1 rRNA gene is annotated in these 290 nt (G+C 54.1%); it reads left to right on the forward strand.

Features of this window, described 5'->3' with window-relative positions:
• Positions 1–290 (forward strand): 23S ribosomal RNA (locus UQ64_RS27140); the annotation flags it as partial.

Consider the following 290-nt stretch of genomic DNA (forward strand, 5'->3'; position numbering starts at 1 on the left):
AGGCTCGTCCGCTCAGGGTAAGTCGGGACCTAAGGCGAGGCCGAAAGGCGTAGTCGAAGGACAACAGTTTGAAATTACTGTACCACCGTAATCCGCTACGAGCGATGGGGTGACGCAGGAGGGTAGTGACGCGGACTGATGGATATGTCCGTCTAAGCAGTGAGGCTGATGTGTAGGCAAATCCGCACATCATTAAGGCTGGGCTGTGATGGGGAGCGAAAATTACAGTAGCGAAGGTCATGATCTCACACTGCCAAGAAAAGCCTCTAGCCAGGAGAAGGTGCCCGTAC

Source organism: Paenibacillus etheri, from assembly GCF_001012825.1.
Taxonomy (GTDB): domain Bacteria; phylum Bacillota; class Bacilli; order Paenibacillales; family Paenibacillaceae; genus Paenibacillus_AQ; species Paenibacillus_AQ etheri.